Annotated in this window: 22 protein-coding genes; 12 read left to right on the top strand and 10 right to left on the bottom strand. The window is 54.5% G+C overall.

The features are described from left to right. Positions 1-19: 19 nt before the first annotated feature. Entirely contained in the window at positions 20-799 is a 780-nt protein-coding gene (locus RCF31_RS02940; protein WP_299453703.1) for a transporter substrate-binding domain-containing protein, read from the bottom strand. Between the two features lie 15 nt (positions 800-814). Further along, positions 815-1981 (bottom strand): methionine aminotransferase, encoded by a 1167-nt coding sequence (locus RCF31_RS02935; protein ID WP_416412446.1) that lies wholly within the window; start codon positions 1979-1981, stop codon positions 815-817. 130 nt (positions 1982-2111) lie between these two features. Here RCF31_RS02935 and RCF31_RS02930 point away from each other — a divergent pair, with 130 nt between their 5' ends. Next, positions 2112-2993, top strand: coding sequence for a LysR substrate-binding domain-containing protein (locus RCF31_RS02930; RefSeq protein ID WP_299453698.1), 882 nt, complete (start codon positions 2112-2114; stop codon positions 2991-2993). Here the strand turns inward: RCF31_RS02930 and RCF31_RS02925 are convergent. Next, a complete protein-coding gene (locus RCF31_RS02925; RefSeq protein ID WP_416412444.1) occupies positions 2951-4627 on the bottom strand; it encodes a methyl-accepting chemotaxis protein in 1677 nt (558 codons plus the stop codon). The two genes, RCF31_RS02930 and RCF31_RS02925, sit on opposite strands and share 43 nt — an antisense overlap. A gap of 213 nt (positions 4628-4840) precedes the next feature. Then, complete coding sequence (locus RCF31_RS02920) at positions 4841-6358, bottom strand: carboxylesterase/lipase family protein (RefSeq protein WP_416412443.1); 1518 nt, start codon at positions 6356-6358, stop codon at positions 4841-4843. Between the two features lie 192 nt (positions 6359-6550). Between RCF31_RS02920 and RCF31_RS02915 the strand changes: the two genes are divergently transcribed. Then, positions 6551-6985: a DoxX family protein gene (locus RCF31_RS02915; RefSeq protein ID WP_084874956.1), complete on the top strand. Its 435-nt coding sequence runs from the start codon at positions 6551-6553 to the stop codon at positions 6983-6985. 32 nt (positions 6986-7017) lie between these two features. On the opposite strand, the gene RCF31_RS02910 is transcribed toward RCF31_RS02915, so the two are convergent. Further along, positions 7018-8355: a VOC family protein gene (locus tag RCF31_RS02910; protein WP_299453689.1), complete on the bottom strand. Its 1338-nt coding sequence runs from the start codon at positions 8353-8355 to the stop codon at positions 7018-7020. Positions 8356-8445: 90 nt separating this feature from the next. Next, complete coding sequence (locus tag RCF31_RS02905; RefSeq protein WP_416412440.1) at positions 8446-9768, bottom strand: MFS transporter; 1323 nt, start codon at positions 9766-9768, stop codon at positions 8446-8448. Between the two features lie 324 nt (positions 9769-10092). Here RCF31_RS02905 and RCF31_RS02900 point away from each other — a divergent pair, with 324 nt between their 5' ends. Beyond that, entirely contained in the window at positions 10093-11013 is a 921-nt protein-coding gene (locus RCF31_RS02900) for a LysR substrate-binding domain-containing protein (RefSeq protein WP_313686125.1), read from the top strand. On the opposite strand, the gene smrA is transcribed toward RCF31_RS02900, so the two are convergent. Next, positions 11010-11576, bottom strand: a complete 567-nt coding sequence (gene smrA, locus RCF31_RS02895) for a DNA endonuclease SmrA (RefSeq protein ID WP_299453682.1) — start codon at positions 11574-11576, stop codon at positions 11010-11012. The two genes, RCF31_RS02900 and smrA, sit on opposite strands and share 4 nt — an antisense overlap. A 297-nt stretch (positions 11577-11873) precedes the next feature. Here smrA and RCF31_RS02890 point away from each other — a divergent pair, with 297 nt between their 5' ends. Continuing rightward, positions 11874-12626, top strand: a complete 753-nt coding sequence (locus RCF31_RS02890; protein WP_084874964.1) for an FNR family transcription factor — start codon at positions 11874-11876, stop codon at positions 12624-12626. A 119-nt stretch (positions 12627-12745) separates the two neighbouring features. Next, positions 12746-13708 carry a universal stress protein UspE gene (uspE, locus tag RCF31_RS02885; RefSeq protein ID WP_084874966.1) on the top strand — a complete coding sequence of 321 codons (963 nt, stop codon included), beginning with the start codon at positions 12746-12748 and terminating at the stop codon, positions 13706-13708. 43 nt (positions 13709-13751) lie between these two features. On the opposite strand, the gene pntB is transcribed toward uspE, so the two are convergent. Together pntB and pntA are read right to left on the bottom strand one after the other, a co-directional pair. Then, complete coding sequence (gene pntB, locus RCF31_RS02880) at positions 13752-15140, bottom strand: Re/Si-specific NAD(P)(+) transhydrogenase subunit beta (protein ID WP_299453667.1); 1389 nt, start codon at positions 15138-15140, stop codon at positions 13752-13754. A gap of 11 nt (positions 15141-15151) precedes the next feature. Further along, the gene (gene pntA, locus RCF31_RS02875) at positions 15152-16684 is read right to left on the bottom strand and encodes a Re/Si-specific NAD(P)(+) transhydrogenase subunit alpha (RefSeq protein ID WP_416412438.1); all 1533 of its coding nucleotides are present in this window, start codon (positions 16682-16684) and stop codon (positions 15152-15154) included. Positions 16685-17224: 540 nt separating this feature from the next. Between pntA and ydgH the strand changes: the two genes are divergently transcribed. After that, positions 17225-18178 carry a DUF1471 family protein YdgH gene (ydgH, locus tag RCF31_RS02870; protein ID WP_208715146.1) on the top strand — a complete coding sequence of 318 codons (954 nt, stop codon included), beginning with the start codon at positions 17225-17227 and terminating at the stop codon, positions 18176-18178. Between the two features lie 207 nt (positions 18179-18385). Then, positions 18386-19777 (top strand): basic amino acid/polyamine antiporter, encoded by a 1392-nt coding sequence (locus RCF31_RS02865; protein ID WP_416412435.1) that lies wholly within the window; start codon positions 18386-18388, stop codon positions 19775-19777. On the opposite strand, the gene RCF31_RS02860 is transcribed toward RCF31_RS02865, so the two are convergent. Further along, on the bottom strand, positions 19774-20187 hold the full coding sequence (locus RCF31_RS02860; RefSeq protein ID WP_084874976.1) for a hypothetical protein: 414 nt from the start codon (positions 20185-20187) through the stop codon (positions 19774-19776). The genes RCF31_RS02865 and RCF31_RS02860 overlap by 4 nt on opposite strands. Positions 20188-20364: 177 nt before the next feature. Here RCF31_RS02860 and rstA point away from each other — a divergent pair, with 177 nt between their 5' ends. The 5 genes from rstA (at position 20365) to RCF31_RS02835 (ending at position 25601) form a co-directional block, all read left to right on the top strand. Continuing rightward, complete coding sequence (gene rstA, locus RCF31_RS02855; RefSeq protein WP_299453650.1) at positions 20365-21090, top strand: two-component system response regulator RstA; 726 nt, start codon at positions 20365-20367, stop codon at positions 21088-21090. After that, entirely contained in the window at positions 21087-22394 is a 1308-nt protein-coding gene (gene rstB, locus RCF31_RS02850) for a two-component system sensor histidine kinase RstB (protein ID WP_313686350.1), read from the top strand. Before rstA ends, rstB begins: the two co-directional genes overlap by 4 nt. Positions 22395-22408: 14 nt before the next feature. Beyond that, positions 22409-23896 carry a carboxypeptidase M32 gene (locus RCF31_RS02845; RefSeq protein ID WP_416412433.1) on the top strand — a complete coding sequence of 496 codons (1488 nt, stop codon included), beginning with the start codon at positions 22409-22411 and terminating at the stop codon, positions 23894-23896. Positions 23897-24065: 169 nt separating this feature from the next. Continuing rightward, positions 24066-24515 (top strand): acid resistance repetitive basic protein Asr, encoded by a 450-nt coding sequence (gene asr / locus RCF31_RS02840; protein WP_299453641.1) that lies wholly within the window; start codon positions 24066-24068, stop codon positions 24513-24515. A 279-nt stretch (positions 24516-24794) separates the two neighbouring features. Beyond that, positions 24795-25601, top strand: a complete 807-nt coding sequence (locus tag RCF31_RS02835; protein ID WP_299453639.1) for a trypsin-like serine peptidase — start codon at positions 24795-24797, stop codon at positions 25599-25601. The last annotated feature ends 39 nt before the right edge of the window (positions 25602-25640 follow it).

Genomic DNA, 25640 nt, shown 5'->3' with positions numbered 1-25640 from the left:
TGATGCACACCGTAATAGGTTATTTCGCCACGCTAACGTCGATACCCGGGAAGAATTTCGCCGCCAGTTTGGTTACGGTGCCATCAGTCTGCACTTTGGTGATCGCCGCATCCAGCTCCTGTTTCAGCCTGGCGTCACCCTTACGCAGGCCAAAACCGATGCCTGAGCCGAGGATAGTATCGTCTTCCACTGGCTTGCCAACGAAAGCAAAACCTTTGCCCTGCGGCTTATCAAGGAAACCGGACTGACCCGCGGCTGACATCACCAGCGTGCCATCCAGACGCCCGGCGACCATGTCGTTATACACCTGGTTTTGATCCTGATAGGACGTTACGGTCACGCCCTCCGGCTCCCAATGCTTTTTGGCATAGGTTTCCTGGATGGAACCCTGCAATACGCCGATGTTTTTCCCTTTCAGCGATTCTGCGGTCGGCAGCAGGCCCTGGCCCTCTTTCGCCACCAGCATGGTCGGAATACGGTAAATCGGTTTGGTGAAGTCGATGCTTTTCGCGCGTGCTTCGGTGATGTTCATCGCTGAGTTGATGGCATCAAATTTCTTGGCCTGCAACGCCGGGATCAGGGCATCAAAGCTGCTTTCGACCCAGCTGCATTTGAAGTTGCCGCTCTGGCAAATAGCTTTACCCAGCTCAATATCGAAGCCTTCCAGCTCGCCCTGGGCGTTGCGACTTTCAAACGGTGGGTACTGTGATTCCAGACCATAGCGTAAGGTCTCCTGGGCGAATGCATGCACAGAGGTCATCATGCCCAGCGCCACAAAAAGTACGTTTAATTTTTTCATTGTTATACCCCTAAGTTACCCTTTGACCCGGCAGAGTGCTTCTGCTCCGGCCTGTAATGTCGCGTCGTCTTTGGCAAACGACAGACGGATTAATTTATTGTCTGTGCCATCCATATAAAACGCCGACAACGGAATGGTCGCCACACCGCTCTCGACGATGAGACGTTTTACCATTTCGCTATCACTTTCGTCACTGAAATGTCCGTAACTGGCTAAAACAAAGAAGGAACCGGCGCACGGTAGCAGTTTAAACGGCGAATCCGCCATCAATGACATCAGACGATCGCGCTTCTGCTGATAGAACGGCGACAGTTGCAGATAATTTTCCGGATGTTGCAGGTAATGGGCGAAACCCACCTGCATCGGGGTATCGGCGGCATACATCATAAACTGATGTACCTTGACGATTTCCGTCATCAACGCGGCCGGTGCCAGCGCATAACCGACACGCCAGCCGGTGACGTGGAAGGTTTTGCCAAAGGAGGAGACAATCACGCTGCGCTGCGCCAGCTCCGGATGCGTTGCCATACCGCAATGCGGACGACCATCAAACACGATGTGTTCGTACACTTCGTCGGACAACACCACGATATCGGTATTACGCGTCAGTGCTGCCAGCTGATCCAGATCCGCCGGGGTTAACACCTGCGCACTCGGGTTGTGTGGCGTGTTGATGATGATCATGCGGGTACGTGGCGTAATGGTGGCTCGCAGTTCGTCCCAGTTGATGGCAAAATCCGGCACCTGCAATTTCAGGCCAATCGGCTTACCACCCTGCAAACAGACCACCGGCGCATAGCTGTCGAAGGCCGGTTCGAAGAAAATCACTTCATCACCTGGATGCACCAGCGCGGAAATCGCCATATAGATACCCTGGCTGGCGCTGCCGGTGATCAGCACTTCACTGCCGACATCGTACTGCTGGCCATACAAAGTGTGCACTTTCTGCGCCAGCGCTTCTTTCAGTGCAGGCAGGCCCGTCAGCGGCGCGTACTGGTTATGACCCTCGCGCATCGCTTTGCTGACCAGCTCGACCAACTGTGGATCGCAGGGGAAATTCGGTGCACCCTGTGACAGGTTGATGGCTTTATGCTGCGCCGAAAGCTGACCAATCACACTGAAAATAGTGGTGCCAACATCGGGTAATTTTGAAGAGGTCTGAACACTTGATTGAAGAGACATCGTAACTCCGCCAGATAGGTTGCATAACCACGTAATAAAATCAGATTTCTATTCAACGGCCTGCTGCTTGAGTCCACAAGCGAATTGTTGTCATAATAGCCATGACTTAAAATCATAGCTTGAGGCTGTTATGTCCCGCTCTGCTCTGCCGCTCAACGCCATTCACGCCTTTCTGGTCACGGCGCGTCACCTTAATCTGACGCGTGCCGCCAGTGAGCTTTGCATTACGCAGGGCGCGGTCAGCCGCAAAATTGCCGCACTGGAGAGCTGGCTGGGGTTCGCGTTATTCGAACGTCACGCGCGTGGGCTGCATCTGACCTCGCAGGGGGCGGCGCTGCTGCCTGAGCTGCAACAGGGATTCGCCATGCTGGTCAATGCCACAGAAAAAGCCAGCCGCAGCAATGTCTCGATACGCCTGAAAGCTCCCACCTGTGCCATGCGCTGGCTGGTGCCGCGTCTGGTGGCGCTGGAGCAACAGCGACCGGACATCCATGTGGCGCTCACCACCACCCTCGATCATGCCTCGCAACTGGATAACTTCGATGCGGCGATTGTCTACGGCATTGCCCCCGCCGAGGCCATCCATTTATTCGATGAGCGTCTGACCCCGGTGCTGGCCAGCAGCGTCACGCCGCCCGCCAGCGTGGCTGCCCTGTCCCGCTTCACCTTTTTACATCCCACCAATGACACCCGCGACTGGCAATTGTGGCTGCATGCACAGCAGGCCAGTGTTCCGATGGCGCGCAACCAGCATTTTGCCACCATGGATCTGGCGATCAGTGCGGCGATTCAGGGGTTTGGTGTGACGGTGGCGGATGTGTCGCTGGTGCAGAATGATCTGGTAAATGGTCGGTTGATCGCCCCGTTTGACCACTGCGTCTCTACCGGGGCGAGTTATAGCTTATTACAGCGAGCGGAACGTGATGCGCCACCCTTCCTGCAGGAACTGGTGGCGTGGTTGTGTCAGCCTCAGAATGAAACCCATTCGTCGGTGCTGGCGGATTTGGATTGAGCTACCGGCGGCGTGTTGAGCGCCGGACGGCGTAACACAGGCCCAGCCGGTGGTTTGGCCGTGACCGTAACCGGGGTGCTTGGCGCAAGGCGGAATTTCGCCACTGACGCCTGCAACTCTTCGGTCTGACGTTCCAGCGCGCTGGCCGCCGCAGAAACCTCTTCAACCAGTGACGCGTTCTGCTGTGTCACGCTGTCCATCTCCGTCACTGCCGTGCCCACCTGCGAAATCCCTTTGCTTTGTTCTTCCGAGGCAGCGGCGATGTGCTTCATGATCTCATTCACATCCTGAACCGATTTCAAGATGTCATTCATGGTATGACCGGCATTGTTCACCAGCTCTGAGCCTTTACCGACGCGCTGTACCGAATCTTCAATCAGGGTAGCAATCTCTTTCGCCGCATTGGCGCTGCGCTGGGCGAGGTTACGCACTTCGCTGGCAACGACGGCAAAACCACGTCCCTGTTCACCGGCACGCGCAGCTTCCACCGCCGCATTGAGTGCCAGAATATTGGTCTGGAAGGCAATGCTATTGATGACGTTGGTGATTTCAGCGATTTTCTTCGAACTGCCGGAAATCCCTTCCATAGTGGTCACCACTTCACCCACCAGACGGCCCCCCTGCTGTGCGGTCCCGGTGGCGGTTTCCGCCAGTGAACTGGCCTGACGCGCGTTGTCGGCGTTAAATTTCACCGTGGCGGTCAACTGCTCCATGCTGGCAGCGGTTTGCTCCAGCGCGGCGGCCTGCTCTTCGGTGCGGGAAGAGAGATCGTTGTTGCCTGCGGAAATTTCCGCCGCACCACGGTAAATGTTTTCCGTACCGCTGCGAATGGCGCTCACCGCTTCACGCAGGCTGTCCTGCATCGCGCGCAGTAACGGCACCAGTTTGCCCACACAGTTGCGGCCAAACTCCTGCACCGGCTGGCTGAGATCGCCCTGAGCGATAATGGCGAAGTGATCGCGAATCTTATCCAGCGGCTTAACCAGCATGGTGACGAGGTAGCGATCGGTAAACAGCAGGATCAACAGCCCCACCACTACCGCCGCCAGAATAATGACCTTCGTCACGTTAGTCAGTTTATCGACGTTGACACGCGTTTCATCCAGCTTGATAGCCGCCGCCTGATTAAAACTTTCGGCGCTGGCACCAAACGCACGGCTCAACGCCGGTGTGACATTATTGGCCTGCGCACGGTAAGCCTCCAGCGTGCCCTGCTGCGCCAGCGCGACCTGCGGCGCAATCCCTTCATCCAACAGTTTTTGCCAGTTGGCGATCACGCTATTGGCAGTGTCCGCATCCATCGGCCCGGGTGCCATCGCTTTAAACTGTTCCAGCTGCTGCTTCATGCTGTCCAGTGCCTGCTGTACCGGCCCGAATGCATCGGCCGGAGGTGTGGCACCTGAGGCACGGATTTCCATCACGCGCGACATGCGTGTGACCACACGAAAATATTGATCGTTGCCTTTGCTCAGCACTGTCATCTGATTGACCAACTGACGATCAACCTCGTTGCCGTCACCCAGAGCGTTTAGCGAGTGCACGCTAAACAGGCCGACGACGCACCACAGCAGGCAGAACAGCCCAAGAATGGTTAGCATGACGGCACGAATAGTAAAATTTTTTAAGATACCCATACGAAATCCCTTGATGTGAAACGCAATGGAGGCCCGATAAAATCGGGCATATTGCGTTTATCGGCAGTCGATTCAGAAAATGTACTGGTTTAGTAAGCTAATTAATTGCTGGATCGGCCACAGATACAAAAGGATTGTCTGAGCTAAATCAGAGGGATGCGGAAAAATTTGCCTTAAAAAAACGTTTGCGGAATTTAATCATTAGCAGGTTAATTAAAGTTTCACCATGCTGCGCATCATCAGGCGGAACAAGCGCAGTCGCCCACGCATAAAACGAGGCTGTAACCGCAGGGGATTCTCTTTATCCTGGCCAAACACCAGCGTCACATCTTCACTGGCACGCCAGGCTGGCCAGGCAACGTCACCCTGCAACTGATGGCTGAACTCATTGGCGTCCCGGGCAAACGTCACCCAAAAGGCGCTGACTTTGGCGGCAAAGGCATGGTCGGCTGCGGTATAAGTGCGCCCTTCTGGCGGAGGCAGCGACTGCAGCGTATTAAAGACATAGGGGATTTCATTGCCGTGCCAGGCGCCGTGAGGATAGAGATCGCGTGATTGTTCGGAAACATAATCGAACCAGTAACGCCAGCCAGGCATACCAATATTATGTTGCGCTTTAACGATCAACAACGGCATCACCGAAAAGGCCATATCACGCGCCACGGCACGTCCCAGCAGGGCGTCATCATGAAGATCGTACAGCCACTTAATCACTCGATAGCTGAAGCGATTTTTACGCCGCAGCTGCTGAAGCACCAGGGTGGCATCGACACCAAAATACTCAAGCACGCTGGCTTCATCGCTATTGCTGCCAATCATCAAGGGCACCCGGTGCTGTTTGCCCGCCAGAAAAGTGGCCAGCATCGGCCGGGGCAACACCGTATCGCCACTGATCGGCACTGGCCCCAGCGCCAGCGGGCGTTGCAACGGCCAGAACGCCTCCGCAGGCAACTCGCGTAACTCGGAGGCAGAAGCGTCCTCCGTCAGCCCGAAATGCGCCACCACCTTTTTGCCCGCCTGCTGCGCTTCCGCACGCGGAATATCCGGCAGGCTATAGGCGCTCTGCACAATGCCTTTGTGGAACAATCCCTCGGCCAGCGGGGAACAACATAAAGACAATACGCTACGCGCCCCCGATGACTCACCAAACAAGGTGATATTGTGGCGATCGCCGCCAAATGCCGGGATATTGCGCTGCACCCATTGCAATGCCGCAATCTGATCGAGCAACGCGAAGTTATTCACCATGCCGCCATCGGGATATTCCGCATCCAGTGCCGGGTGGGAAAAAAAACCGAAATGCCCGAGGCGATAATTGAGAGTGACCACCACCACGCCCTGCGCGGCCAGCGCTTTGCCACGATAAGGATCGAGGCTGCCCGCGCCAATAGCAAATCCGCCGCCATGCAGCCACACCATAACCGGCAGCGGTCTGGAGGGTTCGATATCAGGCGTCCAGATATTCAGATAAAGGCAATCTTCACTAAAACGCCCCGGATCACCGCCACCTGCCGCGACGCAGTAGTCCCGATTTTGCCAGCTGGCATCGCCCCATGCTGTGGCATCATGCACCCCCTGCCAGGGTTGCAGCGGCTGTGGTGGCCGCCAGCGCAAGGCGCCAACCGGAGGGGCGGCATAGGGTATCCCCTTGAAGACAAAAAGATCATCATCCATTGTGCCTCTGAGTTCACCTTCCGCTGTCACGATCCTCAGACGTCGTTCGTTTTTCATCTCGGCTTCCCTGATCATGGATTCCTCCATTATTTGCAGGCCCGGCGTGATTGTCCATGTTGCTGAGGAATTTGCAGATTAAGCCGAAAACCCGCACGCGAGATTCAACATCCCATTCTGATTTTTTGTCGGGTTGCCATTTACCGATTAGATTTAATGTTACAGGTTGACCTGGCGAAATGGAGAAGCGCAATGTTCGGTGGCATTAATCAGCTGTTTACCCGGATGTGTGATCATCCGGACTTCGCTAAATTGTTGCTCCGCCTGACGTTTGGCGGATTACTGTTGTTTCATGGTGAATTTAAAGTCGTTCACGGTGTGGCATGGATTGAGCATCTGCTCACCGTCAGAGGTATGCCTGGCTTCATCGCATACGGTGCTTATATCGGGGAAATTCTGGCACCCGTGATGATGATCATTGGTTTCATGACACGCCCCGCGGCGTTCATTATCGTGATCAACATGATTGTCGCGACGTTGCTGGTCAAAATGGGCGTGGTCTGGCACCTGACGGATGTGGGTGCATGGTCGCTGGAGACGGAAGCCCTTTACACACTTGGCGCACTCGCCATTATGTTTCTGGGGGCCGGGAAATACTCGCTGGTACGGACTCCGCGCCTGCAATAATGATACCAAGCCGGTCCGCAGACCGGCTCTTTTTATGCCAGTCCGCAGCGTACCAGACTGCGCTGCTGCATCTGCTGATACAACACCATTTCATCCTGCACCGCTGCACCCAGCGCGTTTTCAAATGCTTCGCGGCTGGCATAGCCCGCACTGCGTACCTGGGCTTCATCCCCCAGATTAGACTGGAAAATCCCCGCTGCGCTTACCGGTAAAAAGTCTTCATAAGTGATGGGTTCTGCCAGCAATCGACCTTCTTTCATCAGCTGCTCCATACTCTCTTCCGCACGCGGAGGAGACTGGACACCCTTTTCCGTTAGTCGATAGCGGAACCACGCCAGCTGCTGTTCCCGCAGGCTGGTTTCATCATCAGGGAAGTCACTGAACACCGCAGCCAGATGTTGCTGATGGTGCTGATTATCAGGACCGGTTCCCGCTTCGGCCAGCAACTTATCATACAGCGCGCGGCCTTTCGGCGTCAGCGCCACGCCACGCTGCTCGATTTCGCCGAACCGGGCGGTGTGCGTCCCCTGAAAGCCATCCTGAAAATGAACCGGCTCTTCCAGCGCCTTGAAGCTGGTCTGGCGCAACAGAATCGGCACCTGACGTTGCGGTGGGCCTTCGATCAGCGTTTTAGGATCGATACCGCGTGACGGCATCAGCGCCTGCACACGGTCAATGTCCAGCGTGCGCGGGGTCAGGTGGTTGATATGACAACCGCGGAAACACACCACATCGGCGATCAAACGATGTTGCTGGCTCAGCGCACGATAGGTGGCGCTGTCTACCGTGGTATGCGCATGCCAGCGGAAGGTTTCCAGCGCTTCTTTGACAAATAACGCAGCATCGGCAGCGGTAAGCCCCCCCTGCTGCTGGTGTTTCGCAATCAGCGCCCGGCAGCCTGGGGTAAAAATATCGCGTGCCGCGAGGATAGCGGCAGCTTTGGCACGCAGCGCCTCATCGTTAATCAACTCCAGCCGCAACAGTGAGGTAAAAACGCGGAAGGGATTGCGCCGCAGCGCACTATCGCTGACCGGGCGAAACGCAGTGGAGTGCACCGGCACGCCAGCCTGTGACAGATCGTAGTACCCCACCGGATACATCCCCATGACGGCAAACATCTGCCGCAACAGGCTTAACTCCGCAGCCGTACCCACACGGATGGCACCATGACGCTCCACGCTTAAGCGGCTAAGTTCATCGGCAGCCGCCAGACGATTTTTCAGGGCGGGATTGGCTTCCAGCGTCCGTTCGTTAACGGCGCTGACCAGTTGCGTCAGGGTGCCATATTGCGGCACCTCTTGCTGGTACATCGCCGACATGGCCTGAGAAAATAGCGTGCGAATGGCATCACTGGCGAGAAAGTTGTCCATGATTATCACCTCGGGCTAAAGGGTTGTTGCTACTGTAGATCAACCGTTTAACACCGGGTAACAATTTCGTGGAACTGTGATCTCGCCTGCTTACTCTGGATCGCCAAAGCGAAATTTCAGGACCAGCATCACCGTGGTTAACGCCGCCGGGAATGCCAGCATCAGAAAGATATGACTGAATGACCAGCCGAGCGACAGCAATTCCGCGCCAACAAAGGCGCTCAGGATGGCACCGACGCGTCCTACGCCATGCATCCAGCTGGAACCGGTCGCACGCGCATGGGTGGGATAATAACTGGCAGCAAGCGCGTTCATGCCGGTATTGGCACCGTTAAAACAAAAGCCGCTGCAAAAGGCGATGCCACTCATCAATCCGACCTCGGCCGGGGAGAAGCCGAGGACGATAATCGCGATACCGCCACAAAAATAGATCACTGCCAGCGCCAGGTTGGCATTGACGCGGTCCATCAGCCAGCCAGCGAACAGTGAACCCAGGGTGCCGCCAGCCTGGTACATCGCGGTGATAATTGCGGCTTCGGTAACCGACATCCCCAGCGTATTCACCAGTGACGGCAACCAGCTGCCAATCAAATAAACCAGGAACAGCCCCATAAAATAACCGCCCCACAGCATCAGGCTGCCAAACAGGTAACGGCGGGACACTACGGTGGCTATCGCGCCATGACGTGCTGCGGGTGGCTCGGCACTGTGAAAATGGCTATTGGCTTGCACTGCGCCCGGCATCATACGATCGAGAATGGCATGTATCCGCGCCGCAGGTGCCCGACGACTGATAAGAAAACGCACCGATTCCGGTAAACCGTGTAGCAAGAAAGGCAGTACCACCAGCGGCAGCACACCGCCGAGCAACATCACCGCATGCCAGTTATACCGCGGCAGCAGCCAGGAGGCGGCAAAACCACCCGAGGCGGCACCGAAGGTGAAACCGCAAAATACCACGGTGATAATGAAGGAGCGACGGCGTTCAGGGGCGTATTCCGCCACCAGCGTACCCACGTTGGGCATGGCCGCGCCAAGGCCTAATCCGGTCAGGAAACGGAACAACATCATCTGTTCGATGTTTTGTGCCATCGCAGTGGCCAGCGTCCATATGCCGAAGAACAGTACGCTTTGCAGAATCAGCAGGCGGCGACCAAAACGGTCGGCCAGTGGCCCCGCCACCACAGCACCCAGTGCCAGCCCCACCAATGCGGCGCTGATGACCATGCCGAGTTGATGATTGCTGACTCCCCAGGCGGCTTTGAGCGTCGGTGCGATAAAGCCCATCAGTGCGATATCCATACCGTCCAGCGCCACGACAATGAAGCAGAGCCCAATCAGGCGCTTTTGCCAGCTACTTAATGCGCTCTGATTAATGAGCTGGCGGACATCTACTGCTTCAACGCTGGTCACGTCAGAACCCCTGCTTCGGCTTACCGATTTAAACATCAGTTTTGGTAAAAAAAACGGCGCTTATGATAGCTCATCGTTAACAATAGCGGGCAGTAATTTTGAATGTAATTGAGAATTATTCAGGATTTGTGATCTTAACCCTCTGATATTACAGGCGGTGATAATGTATCAGGCAGCTTAATATGCGGTATTTTCCATGATTACAGCGACTTATGCGTTTAGCGCAATACAATCTAAAATTGTTAATATAATTTTGCAGCCAGGTTAACAAAATTTCAGTTTGCCAGTTGCCTGCACGCTGGAAATCTCATTAAGTGTGAGGTTATGGACAAAAATATCCTTTTCAATCAGCGCATTCGCTTGCGCCACTTACATACCTTTGTTGCGGTAGCGCAGCAGGGCACCCTTGGCCGGGCAGCAGAGACTCTCAGCCTGAGCCAGCCTGCGCTATCGAAAACCCTCAACGAGCTGGAGGAACTGGCAGGTGCCCGTTTATTTGAACGTGGCAGACTCGGTGCGCAACTCACCACCCTGGGGGAACAATTTCTTACCCATGCGGTCAAGGTGCTGGATGCATTGAATCATGCCGGGCAGAGCTTCAACGCCCCGCTGCCAGGACGCCCAATGGTGATTCGTCTTGGCGCGCTGACGACGGCAGCGATGGGCATGCTGCCGCAAATTCTCGATCGTTTTCATCAGCAGCAACCCAACACCACGGTTCAGGTGGCCACCCTGCATAACAACGTACTGCTGGCGGGTTTACGGGCCGGGGAATTTGATATCGGTATTGGTCGCATGGCCGACAGCGAAATGATGGCTGGCCTGACTTATGAGTTGCTGTTTCTGGAGTCGCTAAAGCTGGTAGTGCGCCCGGAACATCCGTTATTAGGTGACAACGTCACACTATCACGCGCCATGCAATGGCCGGTGGTGATCTCCCCGGAGGGCACAGCTCCACGCCGTATCGCCCAGCAGATGTTGGATGATCAGGACTGCTCCCTGCCCGCCAACTGCGTTGAAACCTCTTCCACCTCACTGGCGCGTCAGCTGGCGCTGCGTTACGACTATGTGTGGTTTGTGCCGTCCGGAGCCATTAAAGAAGATTTGAGCCATAACGCGCTCTGCGCCCTGCCCATCAGTTCCGTTGGACCTGGCGAGCCGGTGGGTATTATCACCCGCACCGGTAATACCTTAAGCCTGAGCGCAGAAGTCTTAATGGCGACGATCCGTAAGTTCCACAGCTAGCGGCTGCGCTTGGCATGCCGTTCGCGGTTATCCAGGCGCGCCTTATCAGTTTTACGTAATCCAACGTAGAGCGCTCCCGCGCCGCCGTGCTGCGGTTGTGCCACGCAAAAGGTTTGCACTTCATCAAACTGTTGCAGCCAGCGAGCGAGGTAACTGCGCACGATATTGGCGTGCGATTCATCCTCCCGCCCCTTACCGTGAATGATCAGCAGATTGCGTAACCCCTGCTTGCGCGCCTGCATCATAAAACTGAACAACGACTGACGGCAGGTTTCTACCGGCTGACGCAGCAGATTGAGACTGGCATCCAGTGGGTATTTGCCCAGCCGCAGCTTATCCAGAACCCCTTGCTGGATACCGTCGGCTTTGTATTCCAGCGGCGTCCCCAGGGAAATAATCTCCAGAAAGCCACGCGTGAGAAAGTTTTCCTGTTCATCATTGCGTTGTGGCACCCGCGGCGCTTTGGTGGACGGTGTGCGCAGCCACTGGGTATTGGCGCAATCTTTCAACGGTGTTACATCACCCATGGCATCCCGGAAAAGGTCATCATCATCAAGGTTCATGGTTTATTCCCACATAACAATTCAGCGAAGAAAGAGTAGCAAAAGCTTTCTGGCATCACATCTGTCACTTTTTGTACAAAAATCCAGCAACAGGTGGTGCAAAAAAAGTGTCAACAAATCGTTCCAGATCAAAAAACACCCTTGCGGAATTTATAGGCAAATAGCGGAATTAGCGCTGATCAACTATTTTTGCGTCACCCCCACTTTTTTTGAGGATTATTACTGCTCGGATGAGTGCCCTTTGCACGGAAAAATGTTAAAATTGACCACAGTCAATAATCATCGAGCGTAGACATTATGATCCCGGAAAAACGCAGCATTCGACGTATTCAGTCTGGCGGTTGTGCCATCCATTGTCAGGATTGCAGTATCAGCCAGTTGTGTATTCCCTTCACGCTGAACGAGCACGAACTGGATCAGCTGGATAATATCATCGAACGCAAAAAGCCGATTCAGAAAGGCCAGACATTGTTCAAAGCCGGTGATGAACTGAAATCTTTATACGCTATTCGCTCTGGCACCATCAAAAGTTACACCATCACTGAACAGGGTGACGAGCAGATTACCGGCTTCCATCTGGCAGGTGATTTGGTAGGTTTTGACGCCATTGTCAGCGCCCATCACCCCAGCTTTGCCCAGGCACTGGAAACCGCGATGGTGTGCGAGATCCCATTTGAGACTCTCGACGATTTGTCCGGCAAAATGCCTGCCCTGCGTCAGCAGATGATGCGCCTGATGAGTGGCGAGATTAAGGGCGATCAGGACATGATTCTGTTGCTGTCGAAAAAGAACGCTGAAGAACGCCTGGCAGCCTTTATCTGGAACCTGTCACGCCGCTTCGGTCAGCGCGGTTTTTCCCAGCGCGAGTTCCGGTTGACCATGACGCGTGGCGATATTGGTAACTATCTGGGACTAACCGTAGAAACCATCAGCCGTTTACTCGGTCGTTTCCAGAAAAGTGGCATGCTGGCGGTAAAAGGCAAATATATCACTATTGAAAACCATGCTTTGCTGGCAGAACTTGCTGGTCAGACTGAGCAGGCTGCCTGACACTCAGCCGGATCGATAAATGTTATTTTATTGATCCGGCAACAACTTTTTCCCTTCTGCACTGTCCTAACTTAGGCTATCTTTATCCCAACTTGCTTTGGTTTTGAGGAGATTGCCTTATGTCCCGGTACCAAAATATTCTGGTCGCGATTGATGCACAGCAGGACGATCAACCCGCGCTGCGGCGTGCGGTTTATCTCAATCAACGCATCGGCGGAAAAATCAAAGCTTTCCTGCCTATCTATGATTTTTCATACGAAATGACCACGCTGCTGTCGCCAGATGAGCGTGGCAATATGCGCAAAGGCGTGATAAGCCAGCGTACCGAGTGGATCCGTGAACAAGCCCACGCCTATTTAGAGGCGGGGGTCGATATTGAAATCAAGGTGATCTGGCATAACCGCCCCTTTGAAGCGATTATTCACGAGGTCATGACCCATCAGCACGACCTGGTGCTGAAGATGGCGCACCAGCACGATCGGCTGGAAGCGGTGATCTTCACCCCCACCGACTGGCATCTGCTGCGTAAATGCCCTTGCCCGGTGTGGATGGTTAAAGACCAGCCGTGGCCGGAAGGCGGCAAAGCGCTGGTGGCAGTGAACCTCGCCAGCGAAGAACCTCATCATGATGCCCTCAACCAAAAGTTGATTCAGGAAACCACGGTGTTGGCGGAAATGGTTAACCATACCGAAGTGCATCTGGTGGGTGCCTACCCGATTACCCCGATAAACATCGCTATCGAACTGCCGGACTTCGATCCCAGCGTTTACAACGATGCGATTCGCGGCCAGCATCTGGTGGCGATGAAAGCGCTGCGGCAGAAGTTTTCCATCAGTGAAGAGTTCACCCATGTGGCAAAAGGTTTGCCGGAAGAAGTGATCCCCGATATCGCAGCCCATCTGGGCGCGGGAATTGTGGTGCTGGGCACCATTGGCCGTACCGGATTATCTGCGGCGTTCCTCGGTAATACCGCTGAACAGGTGATCGACCATCTTCGTTGCGATTTGCTGGCGATTAAGCCGGATGACTTTAAATCACCCATCGAACTCGATGATGATGACGAAGAAGACGACGACGAATAAAAATGATAAGGGCGACCAACCGGTCGCCCTTATTTTTTGATGATTACAACGCGCGCAGGATGCCTTCTACGCTGGCCTTCGCATCACCAAACAACATCTGGGTGTTGTCTTTGAAGAACAGCGGGTTCTGCACACCGGCATAGCCGGTATTCATGGAACGTTTGAAGACAATAACGTTCTGCGCTTTCCAGACTTCCAGCACTGGCATACCCGCGATAGGACTGCGTGGATCTTCCTGCGCTGCCGGGTTCACAGTGTCGTTCGCACCGATAACCAGTACGGTGTCGGTATCGCTGAAATCATCGTTGATCTCATCCATCTCCAGCACGACGTCATACGGCACTTTGGCTTCCGCCAGCAGCACGTTCATATGACCAGGCAGACGACCGGCCACCGGGTGAATACCAAAACGCACTTTGATACCGCGTGCGCGCAATTTCTCGGTGATTTCCGCCACCGGATACTGCGCCTGCGCCACCGCCATGCCGTAGCCGGGGGTGATGATCACCGAGGTTGAAGATTTCAGCAGCTCTGCGGTTTCTTCGACGTTGATCTCACGGTGTTCACCGGCTTCTTCGCTTTCACCACCGACGCTGGTATCCGTACCAAAGCCACCGGCAATCACGCTGATAAACGAACGGTTCATCGCCTTACACATAATGTAAGACAGGATGGCACCGCTCGAACCCACCAGCGCACCGGTGACGATCAACAGGTCGTTGCTCAGCATGAAACCGGCCGCCGCCGCTGCCCAACCTGAATAGGAGTTCAGCATAGAGACCACTACCGGCATGTCAGCACCGCCGATAGAGGCCACCAGGTGCCAGCCAAATGCCAGCGCGATCACCGTCATCAGCAACAGCGCAAACACCTGTGCACCGGTACTTTCCGTGCGGACAAACCATACCAGCAGCGCAAATGAAACCACCAGCGCCAGCAGATTCAGCTTGTGGCGATGCGGCAGCATCAGCGGACGCGATGAAATTTTACCGCGCAATTTGCCAAAGGCGACGATTGAACCGGTGAAGGTGACCGCACCAATAAAGATGCCGAGGAACACTTCGGTCAGATGGATGTTTTCCATCACCGCCGACAGGCCCGGTGCGTGGTCGAGGTAGCTGTTAAAACCTACCAGCACCGCCGCCAGACCAACGAAGCTGTGCAGAATAGCAACCAGTTCCGGCATTTCGGTCATTTCGACTTTCTTTGCCAGACGGACACCAATTGCACCGCCGATCACCATCGCCAGCAGGATCCAGGCAACGTGACCGCTGTTGGGACCAAAGATGGTTGCGAGTAGCGCGAGAGCCATCCCGCTCATGCCAAAAATGTTACCCTGCTTTGAAGTCTCATGTTTAGAGAGACCGGCAAGGCTGAAAATAAACAGAATTGCGGCAACAATGTATGCTGCAGTGACTAATCCGCCAGACATGTTGTTACCCCTTAATTCTTACGAAACATTTTCAGCATGCGCTGGGTGACAGTAAAGCCACCAAAGATGTTGATACTGGCGATCAACACCGCGATAAATGCCAGCAGCGTAACCCAACCGCCGTGCCCCATCTGCAACACTGCGCCAACCACGATAATGCCGGAAATGGCGTTGGTCACGGACATCAGCGGGGTATGCAGCGCGTGGCTGACGTTCCACACCACGTAGTAACCCACCACGCAGGAGAGCGCAAACACGGTAAAGTGCGACAGGAATTCCGGCGGCGCGACGTTTGCCAGGCAGGCGAACAGCACCACGGCCAACGCCAGCAGCACAAATTTACGCCACGGCGATGCCGGCTTTTCTTCGACTTTTTGTTTCGGGGCCACAGCAGGCTGCGCGGCTTTCGGTGCAGCGGAAACCTGAATCGGCGGGGCCGGCCAGGTCACTTCGCCGTCACGGATGACCGTTACACCACGAATCACCACGTCTTCGAAATCGACAGTGATTTGACCGTCTTTCTCTTTACACAGCAGTTTCAGCAGGTTCACCAGGTTGGTGCCATACAGCTGAGAAGACTGGGTCGGCAGACGGCTTGGCAGATCGGTGTAACCAATGATCTTCACGCCGTTGCTGGTCAGCGTGACCTGATCGGCGACGGTCAGCTCACAGTTACCGCCGGTTTGCGCCGCCAGATCGACAATCACGCTTCCCGGTTTCATGCTGGCAACCATCTCTTTGGTAATCAGCTTCGGTGCCGGGCGGCCCGGAATCAGCGCCGTGGTGACGATGATATCCACGTCTTTTGCCTGTGCAGCAAACAGTTCCATCTCCGCCTTAATAAAGGCTTCTGACATTACTTTGGCGTAGCCGTCGCCGCTGCCCGCTTCTTCCTCGAAATCCAGCTCAAGGAACTCGGCACCCATACTCTGTACCTGTTCCTTCACTTCCGGACGGGTATCGAATGCACGCACGATAGCGCCCAGACTACCCGCCGCACCAATCGCAGCCAGACCAGCCACCCCCGCACCAATCACCATCACTTTGGCGGGAGGCACTTTACCTGCCGCCGTGATTTGTCCGGTAAAGAAACGACCAAATTCATGCGCGGCTTCAACAATGGCACGATAACCGGCAATATTCGCCATCGAGCTAAGTGCATCCAGCGCCTGGGCGCGGGAAATACGTGGCACGGAGTCCATCGCCATCACGGTGACGTTACGTGCCGCCAGTTTTTCCAGCAGCGCCGGATTCTGTGCCGGCCAGATAAAGCTGACCAGGGTGCTACCTGCTCGCGTCAACGCAATTTCGTCATCGTCGGGCGCATTCACTTTCAGCACGATATCTGACTGCCACACCTCAGCGGTATTGCTGATGGTGGCACCTGCAGCAACAAAACTTTCATCATCAAAACTGGCACGAATACCTGCGCCCTGCTCGATGGTGACGCTGAATCCCAGCTTGATCAGTTGCTCAACGGTTTTCGGCGTGGCAGCCACGCGCGATTCATTGGCTAACCGCTCTTTGGGTATCCCAATTAACATACTGTTTCCTTTCATCGGTTAAAGGATGAGGGTCTGTAAGCGGCACAGGCTCAGGTAACTGAAACAATGTTTCAGCTACTTATGAGCGAAATGCGCAATGTAACAAAGTCTTTATAACCTACTGAAAATATGAATAGCGATCCACAGTGATAATGCATACTTATGACATTCACACAAATATTCAGAAGCAAAGATTGAATGCCACGTTTTGCCACTGCGTTTTGGTCATATTAAAAAATTATATGCTGTGCAAAATCGTGTCACGGCGAATTTAGTGTTATTAAAAACCTTTATTTAACAATACTTTAACTATTACGGCACTAAGTGTTACCAGATTTAGTGGTAACGCGCACAAAAAAACGCCATAGCAGATACTGATGACAGTCCAATGAATAATCCGGGTAGATTGTCAATCTGTGTCGGATAAATTGGCTGAGACAGGCTGATTATTACATGTAATAATCAGCGGCTAATCTGTTATACATCAAGAGTCCAGCACGTTTTCGTACTCATTTTTGCGTAAGGCGAAGGATCATTTTTATGAAGCTTAAGAACACTATTCTGGCGTCCACCTTGTTATCACTGCTGGCAGCCAATGCGTTTGCTGCGCAGGAACTGACGCCGGAAAAAGCGGCCGCGTTGAAGCCATTCCAACGTATTAATATCACCGGCCGTTTCAACGCGATTGGCGACGCTGCAGACGCCGTATCAAAACGTGCTGATGAACTGGGCGCAGCCTCTTACTACATTCAGGGCATCAACGACAGTAACGGCAACAGCGGTAACTGGCGTGTCACCGCTGATCTGTACCACGCGGATGCACCTGAAGCATCAAAGCAGACTGAATACCTCAGCTACAATGGCGTAAAAGCGCTGCCAAAAGCAGAAGCTTACCGTCTGGAGCCGTTCGATACCGTTTCCGTCAGCGGCTTTTTCCCCAGCCAGCCGGATGTAAACGACGCTATTTCTAAAGCAGCGAAAGAGAAAGGCGCGGCCTCTTTCTTTATTGTTCGTCAGATCGATGCCAACAATGGCGGTAACCAGTACGTCACCGCTTATGTCTACAAAGCCGATGCCAAAGAACGCAAAGTTCAGAGCCCGAACCTGATCCCTGCTGATTCTGAAGCGGGTAAAGCCGCACTGGCCGCAGGTGGTGCTGCTGCGAAAAACGTTGAGATCCCGGGCGTTGCCTCTTCAGAAACCCCAACCACTAAAGTGGGTCGTTTCTTCGAAACCCAGACCTCCACCGGTGAGCGTTACACAGTAACCTTAGCCGACGGTAAGAAAATTCAGGAAGTGAACGCGATTACCGCGGCACAGATGCAGCCGTTTGATACCGTGACCTTTACCGGCCACTTCGGTTCACCGACTGAAGTTTCTGAAGAAGTGGCGAAACGTGCCGGAGATAAAGGGGCGAAGTATTACCACGTCACCCGTCAATGGCAGAACCAGAGCGGCGGCAACCTGACCGTCACCGCAGACCTGTTCAAGTAATCTTCAGGCAGGGCGGCACTCGTCGCCCTGCTGTTTGCATAAAAGCTAACCATCTCTGCATCATCATTCATTGCCTTCCCGCTACGCACTCCGTAAAATCTGCCGCCTGATTTTCAGGGCATTCCGTTTCAAAGCCGACGATTTGTCGCGTTATTATCCAACGGAATCGTTTTTACCCAGCATACTCTGCTGCTCAGGAATGGCGTTTTGGATAAAAAATTAGGTCTTAGTGCACTCACCGCGCTGGTACTCAGTTCAATGCTGGGAGCGGGTGTTTTTAGCCTGCCACAAAATATGGCCGCAGTCGCTGGTCCGGCGGCGTTGCTGATTGGCTGGTTAATTACCGGTGTGGGAATTCTGTTTCTTTCCCTGGCGATGCTCTTGCTGACACGCCTCAAACCCGAGCTGGATGGCGGTATCTTTACCTATGCCCGTGCCGGGTTTGGCGAGCTGATGGGTTTCTGTTCGGCGTGGGGATACTGGCTTTGCGCGGTCATTGCTAACGTTTCCTATCTGGTGATTGTGTTTTCTGCGCTGAGCTTTTTTACCGATACACCCGATCACGTGGTGTTTGGGGATGGTAATACCTGGCAGGCGATGCTCGGTGCATCGGTGTTGCTGTGGCTGGTCCATGCACTGGTGCTGCGCGGCGTGCAGACGGCAGCCAGCATCAATGTGCTGGCGACACTGGGCAAACTGGTTCCGCTACTGCTGTTTGTGGTGCTGGCGGTAATGGCATTTAACTACGATCGTTTTCGCCTCGATTTTAGCGGTGTGGCGCTCGGTAAACCGCTGTGGGAGCAGGTGAAGCAAACCATGCTGATCACCCTTTGGGTGTTTATCGGTGTTGAAGGTGCGGTGGTGGTCTCAGCCCGCGCGCGCCATAAGCAAGATGTGGGTCGCGCGACAATGCTGGCGGTGCTGGCCGCGCTGCTGGTTTATCTGCTGGTGACGCTGCTGTCGCTGGGTGTGGTACCACGCGCGGAGCTGGCGCAAATGCGTAATCCCTCGATGGCCGGATTGATGCAACATCTGATCGGCCACTGGGGTGACGCAGTCATCGCCATCGGCTTAATCATCTCGGTGTGCGGTGCCTATCTGAGCTGGACCATTATGGCCGCTGAAGTCCCGTTTCTCGCCGCGCAATTGGGGGCTTTTCCACGCAGCATTGCCCGGCAGAACCGCCATAACTCCCCCGCTGCCTCGCTATGGCTGACCAATGGCAGCGTGCAGGTGTGTCTGATTCTGATTGCCGTTACTGGCGCGGATTACAATACTCTGCTCACCGTCGCCTCGGAGATGATTCTCGTGCCTTACCTGCTGGTCGGTTTGTATCTGATCAAGGTGGTTCGCGGGCAGCAAAAGCCCCTGGCGATGCTCACGGGCATCGGTGCCAGCCTGTACGGTATCTGGCTGTTGTACGCGTCAGGTCCGTTGCATCTGCTGCTGTCCGTGGTGCTGTATGCGCCGGGTGTGCTGTTGTTTCTGTATGCGCGCCGTGGCGGCCGTGCCAGTCAGACGCTGTCACAGCTGGAACGTATCGCTATCGTTTTGTTAATCGCCGCATCACTGCCCGCCGTGTGGCAGCTGACAAATTAATGCGGCTGTCCGGGGATGGTCACGCACAGCAGGTCACCCTGCTGTGTCAGGTTGAGCGGCTTACGATATTCCTGATGGATGGCGTCAAGCTGCTCCGCTGACAGCGGATAAGGTAACTGGATATCGAAACGGCTGATGTGCTGCTGTTCAGCCAGGGTGATCAGGCGCGCAATGTTGATCTCATCACTGACCTGAGTTGAAATGATTTGTAATGCTAATTCTTTCAGATGATCGTCGCTGGCCTGTAGACTGTGCGCTGATTTACGGGTGACCATGCCAAAAATGGGCAACACACCATAAATGGCGTCAACGAAGCTCCAGCGTTTTTTGCACGAGGCGGAAAGGAAATCACTGTAATTGAAGCAGATGCGGTCACTGTATCCGGCTGAAGCCAGCTCTTTATCAGACACCCTCGCACTCCTCCTGTTTTTCATTACGGTTCCGAACCTTGCGCCACAACGCGCTGCTAATAATGGCACATTTCACGGCCCGGATACCAGAGAGCAAAGGATATTTCGTGCTGTAGCATAGAGCTCGACAGCTGAAAACGCTATGCTGCTGTCCATACTCACCAGTCATAGTGGATTATGAACAAGATTGTATATGTGGAAGATGAACCGGAAGTCGGTGAGCTGATCGCTGCCTACCTCGGACGTCATGACATTGAAGTAATTGTGGAAACGCGCGGTGACCGCGCTGAAGCCACCATTGCCGCCGCCGATCCCGATTTAGTGATGCTGGATATCATGCTGCCGGGCAAAGACGGCATGACCTTATGTCGCGACTTACGTGCCAGCTGGCAGGGCCCCATTGTGTTGCTGACATCGCTCGACAGCGATATGAACCACATTCTGGCGCTGGAAATGGGTGCCAACGATTATATTCTGAAAACCACCCCACCTGCGGTGCTGCTGGCGCGCCTGCGTCTGCATTTGCGGCAGGCGCATATCGGCCAGCCGGAAGTTACCCCGGCGGTACAAAGTTCGCAGAAGGTACTGCGCTTTGGCTCGCTGACTATCGATGCGCTGAATCGTCAGGTCACGTTGTTTGAGGAAAACATCACCCTTTCGACCGCTGACTTTGACCTGCTGTGGGAACTGGCCAACCACGCCGGGCAGATTCTCAACCGTGATGCGTTATTACAAACCCTGCGTGGCGTCAGCTATGACGGGATGGATCGCAGCATTGATGTGGCAATTTCGCGCCTGCGCAAGAAACTGTATGACAGCGCCACCGAGCCGTTCCGCATCAAAACCATCCGCAACAAAGGCTACCTGTTCGCGCCGCAGGCCTGGGATACCCGTTCCGCATGAGAAAGCTCTTTATCCAGTTCTATCTGTTACTTTTCGTCTGCTTTCTGGTGATGACCTTGCTGGTAGGGCTGGTGTACAAATTCACCGCCGAACGCGCCGGACGCCAGTCGATGAATGATTTAATGGCCAGTTCGCTGTTTTTGATGCGCAGCGAGTTGCGTGAGATCCCGCCGCGTGACTGGAACAAAACCATCCGCAGCCTCGATCTCGATTTATCCTTTAATCTGCACATCGAGCCGATGAGTAAGTATGAACTGGACGAGCCGGATATGAAGCGGTTACGTGCAGGCGAAATCGTGGCGCTTGACGATCAATACACCTTCCTGCAACACATTCCGCGCAGCCATTACGTGTTATCCGTTGGCCCGATTCCTTACCTGTTTTATCTGCATCAGATGCGTCTGCTGGATATCGCGCTGCTGGCTTTTATCGGCATGTCGCTGGCGTTGCCCGTGTTTATCTGGATGCGTCCCCACTGGAAAGAAATGCTGCGGCTGGAAAAGGCAGCACAGCGCTTTGGTCGCGGTGAACTGGATGTGCGTACCCATTTTGACAGCACCTCCAGCCTGTTCCGTCTCGGCGTCGCCTTCAACCAGATGGCCGATAACATCAACACGCTGGTTGCCAGTAAAAAACAGTTGATCGACGGTATCGCCCATGAATTACGCACCCCACTGGTACGTCTGCGCTACCGGCTGGAGATGAGTGAAAACCTGAGCGAAAATGAATCTGCAGCGCTGAACCGGGATATCGGCCAGCTGGAAAGCTTAATCGAGGAGCTGCTGACTTATGCGCGCCTCGACCGTCCGCGCGTCGATCTCACCCTGAAATCTTTTGATCTCGCCGAATGGCTGCGCCTGCATATTGAAGATGTGCAGGCGGTGAATCCGCAGGCGCAAATCGATCTCGACATTCCGCAACGTGAAAACGTTGGCGTCGCTGATACCCGTCTGATGGAGCGCGTGCTGGATAACCTGGTCAATAACGCGCTGCGCTACGCACAACAACGGCTGCGCGTCAGCCTGTGGTTTGATGGCAGTATCGGGTGTTTGCAGGTGGAAGATGACGGCCCGGGCATTCCACAGGAAGAGCGTGAACGCGTGTTTGAGCCTTTTGTGCGCCTCGATCCGAGCCGCGATCGTGCCACCGGCGGCTGTGGCCTCGGTCTGGCGATCGTCCACTCCATCGCCCTTGCGTTGCAGGGCAATGTCACCATTGAGAGCAGCCCGCTGGGCGGTGCCAGCGTTCGCTTTTGCTGGCCGGTTGATCTACCCTTGCGGGAAATCCCGTCGCGCTTAACCTAACAAGGAGTTTCCCCGTGTCCTCAGCTTATCAGGAACTTAGCCGCACTTTTCTGCGTCTGTCTCGCTTCGGCCATTTAGGCGCTATCGCCGGTGTGGATATGCAAACCACCATGCCTGCCGGTGGCAGCCGCGCCCGTGGTGAAGCCATGGCCGAGCTGAGCGTATTTATGCACGAAATCCTGACCGATAAACGCCTCGGTGGCTTGTTTGATGCCGCGCAGCAGGAATCTCTCAACGATGTGGAGCAGGCAAACCTGACGGAAATGCGCCGCGCCTGGCAACAGGCTACCCTTCTCCCGGCCTCATTAGTTGAAGCAAAATCGCTGGCGGGTTCCCGTTGTGAACACGCCTGGCGTCAGCAGCGCCCGGCGAATGACTGGCAGGGATTCGCCGCCAATCTGAAAGATGTGGTGAAACTGAGCCGCGAAGAAGCACAGCTGCGTGCTGAGGCGTTGGGCGTCTCCCGCTACGATGCACTGCTTGACGTGTTCGAACCGGGTATGACCAGTGCTCAGCTTGACCAGACCTTTGGCGAGTTAAAAAGCTGGCTGCCGGAACTGCTGCAAAAAGTGGTGGCAAAACAACTGCAGCATCCCGTCACCACGCCGGTCGGTCCGTTTGCTATCGAATCACAAAAGCAACTCGGGTTGAGCCTGATGGGCACCCTCGGCTTCGATTTCAATCATGGCCGTCTCGACGTCAGTGCCCACCCTTTCTGCGGCGGTGTGCCGGAAGATGTCCGCATCACCACCCGTTACAATGAGAACGCATTTCTCAGCGCGATGATGGGGGTGATCCACGAAACCGGTCACGCCCGTTATGAACAGAATCTGCCCCAGCAGTGGCGCGGGCAGCCGGTTGCGCATGCGCGTTCCACCGCGATGCACGAATCGCAAAGTCTGTTTATGGAAATGCAGCTGGGACGCAGCCGCGAGTTTCTGCAACGAATCCAGCCGCAGGTGATTGCGCTGATGGGCGATCAGCCCGCCCTCGCCAGTGATAATTTTATCCGTCTGACGCAACGTGTGAGACCGGGCCTGATCCGTGTTGATGCCGACGAACTCAGCTATCCGGCACACGTGATTTTACGTTACGAGATTGAACGTGCGTTGATTGAGGGCGAGATCGAGGTAGACGATATTCCTGCGCTGTGGGATGAAAAGATGCAGGATGCACTCGGCATGGATACACGAGGCAATTATCGTGATGGCTGTATGCAGGATATCCACTGGACGGATGGAGCCTTTGGTTACTTCCCGACCTACACCCTCGGAGCCATGTATGCGGCACAGCTGTTCCAGGCGGTGAAGCGCGCCATTCCACAGGTCAGCGAGCTGATTCTGCAGGGGGATTTACAACCGGTGTTTGACTGGCTGCAACAGAATATCTGGCAGCACGGCAGCCGTTTCCCGACCGGGCAATTGCTGGTCAACGCCACCGGAGAAAGCTTAAATCCGCACTATTTCCGCCAGCATCTTGAACAACGTTATCTGGCTGATTAAACTGCGCGGCGGCCTTGCTGGCCGCCTTTTCCATTCCTTTACCTTCCTTTGTACATTCCGTTACACGCCGATACCAATCCCTCACGGAAAGAATTCCTGCAATTTCATATAGTCATTTCACCGGCCCCGCAGTGGGCTACACATGAAAAAATAGTTCGAGGAATTTGCAATGAAAAAATTATTTGCGCTGGTGATCGCCGCTGCTATGGGTCTGTCTTCTGTAGCTTTCGCAGCTGAAACCACTGCTACCCCGGCTCCGGCTGCTGCTGCAACCACTACCGCTGCACCGGTTAAACACAAAGCGACTACTCATAAACACAAGAAAGCCGCTGCACAGAAAGCTCAGGCTGCCAAGAAACACAAAAAAGCAGCAAAGAAAAAAGCAGCACCAGCCGCACAAAAAGCTCAGGCTGCCAAAAAGCACCACAAAAAAGTAACCAAACCTGCTGCACAGAAAGCTCAGGCTGCTAAAAAGCACCACAAAAAAGCAACCAAACCGGCTGCACAGAAAGCCCAGGCTGCTAAAAAGCACCACAAAAAAGTAACTAAACCTGCTGCACAGAAAGCTCAGGCTGCTAAAAAGCACCACAAAAAAGCGACCAAAAAAGCCGCTAAATAAGGTTGCCTCTGCGCGCCCGACCTTGCATTAATGATTAAAACACCCGGTTCTGCCGGGTGTTTGTTTACTGGAGTAGCGGAACATGGTGCGTCGCTATCGCTTCGAAATCATTCTGATTGTGGTGATCCTGTGCGGCATTGTCGCAGCCAGCTTCTTTATTTAGTCGTTGTAGCGTGCTGATTATCCCAATATTTCTCCCTATTTTACCGCTTACCGACTATAGTTATCGCTCAAGCGTGATGACCAAAACCTCTACTTATTCTCGCCATTGAGAGAACTATGCGCCTGGCTATCCTGTTATTTGTTGGTATTTTCAGTTTTAACCTTGCAGCACATGCCGATGACGAAGACGGGCCAAGCCCGGACGAGATTAAAACGCTGTTCTTTGGCAAGGATCACCGCAAAGCCATTACCGATGTCAGCGCTGCGCCCTGGGATGCCATTGGTCAACTGGAGACCGAAAGCGGCAACCTCTGCACTGCTACGCTGATTTCTGCCCATCTGGCATTAACCGCAGGTCACTGTTTACTGACCCCACCAGGCAAATTCGATAAACCCGTAGCGCTGCGTTTTATGGCTGGCAAAAAAGGCTGGCGCTATGAAATTCATGATATCGATGCTCGCGTGGAACCCTCACTGGCACGCAAGCTGAAAGCCGATGGTGAAGGCTGGATTGTTCCGCCTGACGCCGCACCTTTTGATTACGGTTTGATTATCCTGCACAACCCGCCCTCCGCTATCACGCCGATTCCGCTGTTTGACGGTTCGCGTGGCGATCTGACGGACGCGCTGAAAGCCACAGGACGTCAGGTAACTCAGGCTGGTTACCCGGCAGATCATCTGGATACGCTGTATTCGCACAGCGATTGTCTGATTACCGGCTGGGCACAGCGCGCGGTGTTGTCGCACCAATGCGATACCCTGCCCGGCGACAGCGGTTCACCGCTGCTGCTGAAGAAAGATGACGGCTGGCAATTAATTGCGGTGCAAAGCTCCGCCCCTGCGCCTGCCGATCGTTACCGTGCGGATAACCGCGCCATTGCGGTCACCTCGTTCCGCGACAAGCTGGAGGAGTTAGCGCAATAACATTGCGCTAACCCGATGTCGCAGCGCGATTTATCGCGC

Origin of the sequence: Pantoea sp. App145 (assembly GCF_047947045.1) — a bacterium.
Classification (GTDB): Bacteria; Pseudomonadota; Gammaproteobacteria; order Enterobacterales; family Enterobacteriaceae; genus Pantoea.
Note: the sequence above shows the minus strand (reverse complement) of the source record. Positions and strands in the feature narration are given on the sequence as shown.

Bases quoted from the DNA above. Each gene is read 5' to 3' on its own strand.
- RCF31_RS02920 (WP_416412443.1), bottom strand. From the start codon at position 6,358: ATGAAAAACGAACGACGTCTGAGGATCGTGACAGCGGAAGGTGAACTC.
- RCF31_RS02910 (WP_299453689.1), bottom strand. From the start codon at position 8,355: ATGGACAACTTTCTCGCCAGTGATGCCATTCGCACGCTATTTTCTCAG.
- pntB (WP_299453667.1), bottom strand. From the start codon at position 15,140: ATGTCTGGCGGATTAGTCACTGCAGCATACATTGTTGCCGCAATTCTG.
- RCF31_RS02835 (WP_299453639.1), top strand. From the start codon at position 24,795: ATGCGCCTGGCTATCCTGTTATTTGTTGGTATTTTCAGTTTTAACCTT.
- RCF31_RS02935 (WP_416412446.1), bottom strand. From the start codon at position 1,981: ATGTCTCTTCAATCAAGTGTTCAGACCTCTTCAAAATTACCCGATGTT.
- RCF31_RS02925 (WP_416412444.1), bottom strand. From the start codon at position 4,627: ATGGGTATCTTAAAAAATTTTACTATTCGTGCCGTCATGCTAACCATT.
- RCF31_RS02940 (WP_299453703.1), bottom strand. From the start codon at position 799: ATGAAAAAATTAAACGTACTTTTTGTGGCGCTGGGCATGATGACCTCT.
- RCF31_RS02890 (WP_084874964.1), top strand. From the start codon at position 11,874: ATGATCCCGGAAAAACGCAGCATTCGACGTATTCAGTCTGGCGGTTGT.
- ydgH (WP_208715146.1), top strand. From the start codon at position 17,225: ATGAAGCTTAAGAACACTATTCTGGCGTCCACCTTGTTATCACTGCTG.
- pntA (WP_416412438.1), bottom strand. From the start codon at position 16,684: ATGTTAATTGGGATACCCAAAGAGCGGTTAGCCAATGAATCGCGCGTG.
- uspE (WP_084874966.1), top strand. From the start codon at position 12,746: ATGTCCCGGTACCAAAATATTCTGGTCGCGATTGATGCACAGCAGGAC.
- RCF31_RS02930 (WP_299453698.1), top strand. From the start codon at position 2,112: ATGTCCCGCTCTGCTCTGCCGCTCAACGCCATTCACGCCTTTCTGGTC.
- rstA (WP_299453650.1), top strand. From the start codon at position 20,365: ATGAACAAGATTGTATATGTGGAAGATGAACCGGAAGTCGGTGAGCTG.
- smrA (WP_299453682.1), bottom strand. From the start codon at position 11,576: ATGAACCTTGATGATGATGACCTTTTCCGGGATGCCATGGGTGATGTA.
- RCF31_RS02915 (WP_084874956.1), top strand. From the start codon at position 6,551: ATGTTCGGTGGCATTAATCAGCTGTTTACCCGGATGTGTGATCATCCG.
- RCF31_RS02900 (WP_313686125.1), top strand. From the start codon at position 10,093: ATGGACAAAAATATCCTTTTCAATCAGCGCATTCGCTTGCGCCACTTA.
- asr (WP_299453641.1), top strand. From the start codon at position 24,066: ATGAAAAAATTATTTGCGCTGGTGATCGCCGCTGCTATGGGTCTGTCT.
- rstB (WP_313686350.1), top strand. From the start codon at position 21,087: ATGAGAAAGCTCTTTATCCAGTTCTATCTGTTACTTTTCGTCTGCTTT.